The organism is Bradyrhizobium sp. STM 3809, assembly GCF_000239795.1.
Classification (GTDB): Bacteria; Pseudomonadota; Alphaproteobacteria; order Rhizobiales; family Xanthobacteraceae; genus Bradyrhizobium.
Genome location: NZ_CAFJ01000349.1, coordinates 1 through 5637, shown reverse-complemented (window position 1 = coordinate 5637; position 5637 = coordinate 1). Strand labels below are relative to the sequence as shown.

At 65.4% G+C, this 5637-nt stretch carries 2 protein-coding genes and 1 pseudogene; all 3 read right to left on the bottom strand.

Annotated elements, in window-relative coordinates; genetic code table 11:
- Nucleotides 1-365: pseudogene (locus BRAS3809_RS18700) on the bottom strand (glycogen debranching protein GlgX); the annotation flags it as partial.
- A 4-nt stretch (nucleotides 366-369) separates the two neighbouring features.
- Nucleotides 370-2508, bottom strand: coding sequence for a 1,4-alpha-glucan branching protein GlgB (gene glgB / locus BRAS3809_RS18695; RefSeq protein WP_008963637.1), 2139 nt, complete (start codon nucleotides 2506-2508; stop codon nucleotides 370-372).
- Nucleotides 2505-5637 (bottom strand): maltose alpha-D-glucosyltransferase (gene treS, locus BRAS3809_RS18690; protein WP_035656816.1); only part of this gene is annotated, 3133 nt, incomplete at its 5' end. The genes glgB and treS, both read right to left, overlap by 4 nt.

The window sequence follows — 5637 nt, the reverse complement described above, 5'->3', positions numbered from 1 at the left end:
TCCTCGCGCGGCGAGCCGGCGCGGTAGGCGAAATGCGCATCGCTCCAGACCAGGCGACCGGCAAGCCGCTTGGCATAGGGGTCGAGCAGCAGCTTGTTGGCGTTGAAGCGGTGGCCGCGCTCCGGCTCATAGGGGCCATAGACGCGGTAGCCGTAGAGCTGTCCCGGCGAGACGTCGTTGAGGTAGCCGTGCCAGACGTCCTCGGTCCGCTCCGGCAGCTCGATGCGCTCGATCTCGCGGCGGCCCTGGCTGTCGAACAGGCACAGCTCGACCTTCTCGGCATTGGCGGAGAACAGGGCAAAATTGGTCCCCCGCCCGTCCCAGGTGGCACCGAGACGGGCGTGACTTCCTGCGGCGAGACGCATCGCGTCAGGCTTCCGGGACGAGAAATACCGCTGCCATGGGCGGGAGGATGAGGTTGAGGTGCTGATCTTCAGAGGCATGGACCTGGCCGACATTGCCGACATTGCTGCCGCCATAATGCGAGGAGTCGGAATTGAAGACTTCCCGCCATGTGCCGCCGAGCGGCGCGCGGACCCGGTAATTGTAATACACGTTGGGCGAAAAGTTCACGACCACGACGCAGCGGGCGCGGTCATCGAAGCCCTTTCGCACCCAGGCGAACACGTTGCGGTCGGCATCGTCGGTGACCAGCCACTCGAAGCCCTCCGGCTCGCAATCCCGCTCGTGCAGCGCCGGTTGGTTGCGGTAGAGGAGGTTGAGGTCGCGGATCAGGGCCTGGATGCCGGCATAGCGGGCATCGCCCAGGAGGTGCCAGTCCAGCGAGGTGTCGTGATTCCACTCCCGCTCCTGGGCGAGCTCGCAGCCCATGAACAGGAGCTTCTTGCCGGGGTGGCCGAACATGAAGCTGTAATAGGCGCGCAGGTTCGCAAAGCGCTGCCAGTCGTCGCCGGGCATACGGCCGAGGATGGAGCGCTTGCCGTGCACCACCTCGTCATGCGACAGCGGCAGGATGAAGTTTTCCGAAAAGGCGTAGTGCAGCCCGAACAGGATTTCGCCGTGGTGGTATTTGCGGTGGATCGGGTCCTTGCCGATGTAGCGCAAGGTGTCGTGCATCCAGCCCATATTCCACTTGTAGCCGAAGCCGAGCCCTCCCGCGTCGACCGGACGCGACACCTGCGGCCAGGCGGTGGACTCCTCCGCCGCGGTGGTGGCCTGCGGAAAATGGCCGAACACGTCGATGTTGGTCCGGCGCAGAAACTCGATCGCTTCGAGATTTTCGCGCCCGCCATACTTGTTCGGGATCCAGCCGCCGGAGGGCCGGCTGTAGTCGAGATAGAGCATCGAGGCGACGGCGTCGACGCGGAGGCCGTCGATGCCGTAGCGCTCCAGCCAGAACAGCGCGTTGGCGCGCAGGAAGTTCGCGACTTCGGTCCGGCCGTAATTGTAGATCAGCGTGCCCCAGTCGAGGTGCCGGCCCTGCATCGGATTGGCGTGCTCGTACAGCGCGGTGCCGTCGAAATGGCCGAGGCCGTGCGGATCGTCGGGGAAATGGCCGGGGACCCAGTCGAGCCACACCGCCAGCCCCTCGCGATGGCAGGCATCGACCAGCACGCAGAAATCCTCGGGGCTGCCGAAACGGCTGGTCGGCGCGTACAGGCCCGTCGGCTGATAGCCCCAGGAGCCGTCGAACGGATGCTCGCTGACGGGGAGGAATTCGATGTGGGTGAAGCCCATGCCGCGCGCATAGGCCGGCAGCTGCTCGGCGAGCTCCCGATAGGTCAGCCATTGATTGCTGTCCTTGCGCCGCCACGAGCCGAGATGCACCTCGTAGATCGACACCGGCTTGTTCAGCTTGTTGATGTCGTGAGGCGCCGGACGCGGCCGCGGCAGGTGCGTTTCGTCGACCACGATCGACGCCGTCTTGGGGCGCATCTCGGCGGCGAACGCCATCGGATCGGATTTCAGCGGCAGGTGCTCGCCCTGCGGGCCGATGATGTCGAATTTGTAGTGGTCGCCGGCGCGGGCGCGCGGGATGAACAGCTCCCAATAGCCGTTGCCGCGCACGCGCATCGGATGCCGGCGCGCATTCCAGAAGTTGAAATCGCCGACGACGCTGACGCGCCGCGCATTCGGCGCGAGCACGACGAAGCCGACGCCGTCGACGCCGTCGATCACCATGGGGTGGGCGCCGAGCTTGTCGTAGAGCCGCTCGTGGTTGCCCTCGCCGAGCAGGTGCAGGTCGAAATCGCTCAGGATCGGCAGGAAGCGATAGGGGTCTTCCAGGTCGGTGACGGAGTCGCCGAACGTGGCACGCAGGCGATAGCGCTGCATCGACGACATCGTCCCGGTGAACAGGCCGGCGTCGTGGATCCGCGTCAGCGGCGCCACTTCGCCGTGCTCGCCAACGACCTCGACCCGGGAAGCCTCCGGCAGGAAGGCACGCACCACCGTCCGGCCGTCGACATTGTGCTGGCCGAGATAGCGAAACGGGTCGGCATGCCGACCCTCGATGATCGCAAACGCCTCGGGAGAAAGATGGGTCATGAGGACTCGCTGGCAGGAACTGGCTCGGACAGGACGCGAAGCAGATTGCCCAGCGCGACGCGCAACCAATCCGGCCGGTGAGCCAGATCATATTCGAGCGCTCCGAGAGCTTTTTCCAGCAGGAAAACGTTAAGGAGCGCTTCTGCGCCGCGCGAATTGTCCGGCCAGAGCCGCTCGGTGGCCTTGACGTCGCGATAACCGGCCAAAAAGGCCCGTGTCGCCTGATCACGCCAGTCGGCGAGGGCTGCACCAAGCCTGCCATGGTCGTCGGGCGCAGTGCGCAGCGCGCGCTCGAGCGCCACGCGGACGGAGCAGTCGATCGAGCGCAGAAAGCCTGCGATGTCGCGTGCCGGCGGCGCCTTGCGCCGGCGCTCGGCGAGCGGCATCCCTTCGTCACCGTCGAAGTCGATGATGACGATGTCGTCCCTGACGATCAGCATCTGACCCAGGTGAAAGTCGCCATGCACGCGCATGTCGCAGCCGCCGAGTTGGTGCGGAAGAGGCTGCGTGAGGCGGTCCGACAACTCGCTGCGCCTCGCGAGGACCTGATCGGCCAAAGCCCGCTCCGGGTCCTTGAGATGATCGCGGCGCTCGCTCAGGCCGGCGACGATCTGCGCGGCCTGGGTCCGAAGCCGGTCGATCCAGTGATCGAGGCTATCGGCCGTGGTCGGCTCCGGCGCGAAGTCGGGGATGTCGCCGCGCGAGGCCAGCGCCGCATGCATCTCGCCGGCGCGCCGGCCTGCCTGGGTCATGTAGCGCAGATAGGGCGACAGCTCCTCGCTTTGCCGTTCGTCGCCGCTGGTGGCGAACACGCGCTGGTCGTCGATGAAGCGGTCGAGATAGGCTGCGGTGACGGTCCAGCCGTCACCCTGGTTCTCGACGAAGGCGTGCACGGCGCCCACCGTGCGCCGCTCGTCGTCCTGGATCACCTCGACGCTGCCGAGCAGCGGTGGAACGTTGGCGAAGCCGACTGTCTCGGTCAGGAATCGCCCGACATCGACTTCGGGATGAGGACCCGCCTCGAGCTCACGATAAATCTTGATGAAGAACTCGTTGTTGACGACCGCCTTGCTGCTGCAGCGGTCGGTCTCGATCACGCGCACCTGCTCGGACTCGCGCACCGGCTTGTCGGGAAACCGCGACGTCGGACGGAATTCCAGCCGCAGCCCGTTCTCCTCGACGGTGAGCGACTGCGCGAGATTGCGCAGCAGCAGCGACAGGAAGATCGGGTTGGTCGCGGCATCCAGCAGCGTACCCTCGCGGGCACCCTGGCGCACGGCGGCGAAGGCCTGCGGATTGTAGCGCTCGCGATCGAACCGCACCCAATCGATCTGCATCGGCAGCAGGTAGCGCAGCTCGTCCTTGCGCTCGGCAGCCTTGAAGAAGATCAGCCATGGCCTGTTGTCGCCGATGTCGCAGAACGGGATCGCCGAGGTGAGGGTCGGGTGGATCGCCTCCGGCGCGCGCTCGGGATACCAGCGCGTACGCGCGAGGTGGTCCGGCAGCACATCGCGTTCGAACAGGCTGCGGGTGCGCGCCAGCGACACCCAGGTCGAGCCGAGCGGCACGACCAGCGTCTCGAACTCCGGCACCGCGCGTTGAATGACCGGCTCGGACTTGTCGCGCTCCTTGAGCTGAAACCAGTAGAAGCCGTAGGGCGCCAGCGTGATCATGTAGGGCAGCTCGCCGATCGCGGGGAAGCGCGAGCGGCCGAGCATCTCGATCGGGATCCGATCCTTGAATGCCGACAAGTCGAGCTCCGTCGCCTGCGCCGAGCGCGACAGATTGGCGACGCAGAGAATGACTTCGTCCTTGTATTGCCGCACATAGGCCAGAACGGAGCGGTTGGCCGGCCGGATGAAGGTCATGGTGCCGCGCCCGAAGGCGAGCGTCGATTTTCGCACCGAGATCAGTTTCTTGGTGGCGTTGAGCAGCGACGACAGGCTGCGCGACTGCGCCTCGACATTGACGGCCTCGTAGCCGTAGACGGGGTCCATGATCATCGGCGCGTACAGCCGCGCCGGGTCGGCCCGGGAGAATCCGCCATTGCGATCGGGCGTCCACTGCATCGGCGTGCGCACGCCGTTGCGGTCGCCAAGATAGATGTTGTCGCCCATGCCGATCTCGTCGCCATAATAGATGATCGGCGTGCCCGGAAACGACATCAGGAGCGAGTTCATCAGCTCGATCTTGCGCCGGTCATTGTCCATCAAGGGCGCCAGCCGCCGGCGGATGCCGACATTGATGCGCGCGCGCGGATCGTTGGCATAGGTCGACCAGAGATAGTCGCGCTCGACATCCGTGACCATTTCGAGCGTCAGCTCGTCGTGATTGCGCAGGAACAGCGCCCATTGGCAGCTCGAAGGGATATCCGGCGTCTGGCGCAGGATGTCGGTGATCGGGAAGCGATCCTCCTGCGCGATGGCCATGTAGATGCGCGGCATCAGCGGGAAGTGGTAGGCCATGTGGCACTCGTCGCCCTGGCCGAAATATTCCTGCACGTCCTCAGGCCATTGATTGGCCTCCGCCAGCAACAGCTTGTCCTTGGCGTAATTGTCGAGCTCGACACGCAGGCGCTTGATGATCGCGTGCGTCTCAGGCAGGTTCTCGTTGTTGGTGCCGTCGCGCTCGCAGAGATAGGGAATGGCGTCCAGACGGAAGCCGTCGACGCCGGCGTCGAGCCAGCGCTTCATCACCTGGATGATGGCGTTGACGACCCGCGGATTGTCAAAGTTCAGGTCCGGCTGGTGCGAGAAGAAGCGGTGCCAATAGAACTGGCCGGCCTCGGGATCCCATGTCCAGTTGGACTTCTCGGTATCGGTGAAGATGATGCGCGTGCCGAGATATTTCTGGTCGGTGTCGCTCCAGACATACCAGCTGCGTGCGCTCGATCCCGGCGGGCTGCGGCGGGCGCGCTTGAACCAGTGGTGCTGGTCGGAGGTGTGGTTGACCACGAGCTCGGTGATGACGCGCAGGCCGCGGCGCTGCGCCTCCTGGATGAAGCGCTTGAAATCCTTCATCGTCCCGAAATCGGGATTGATGCTGCCGTAATCGGCGATGTCATAGCCGTCGTCGCGGCCCGGCGAGGGATAGAACGGCAGCAGCCACAGCGCGGTGACGCCGAGGTCC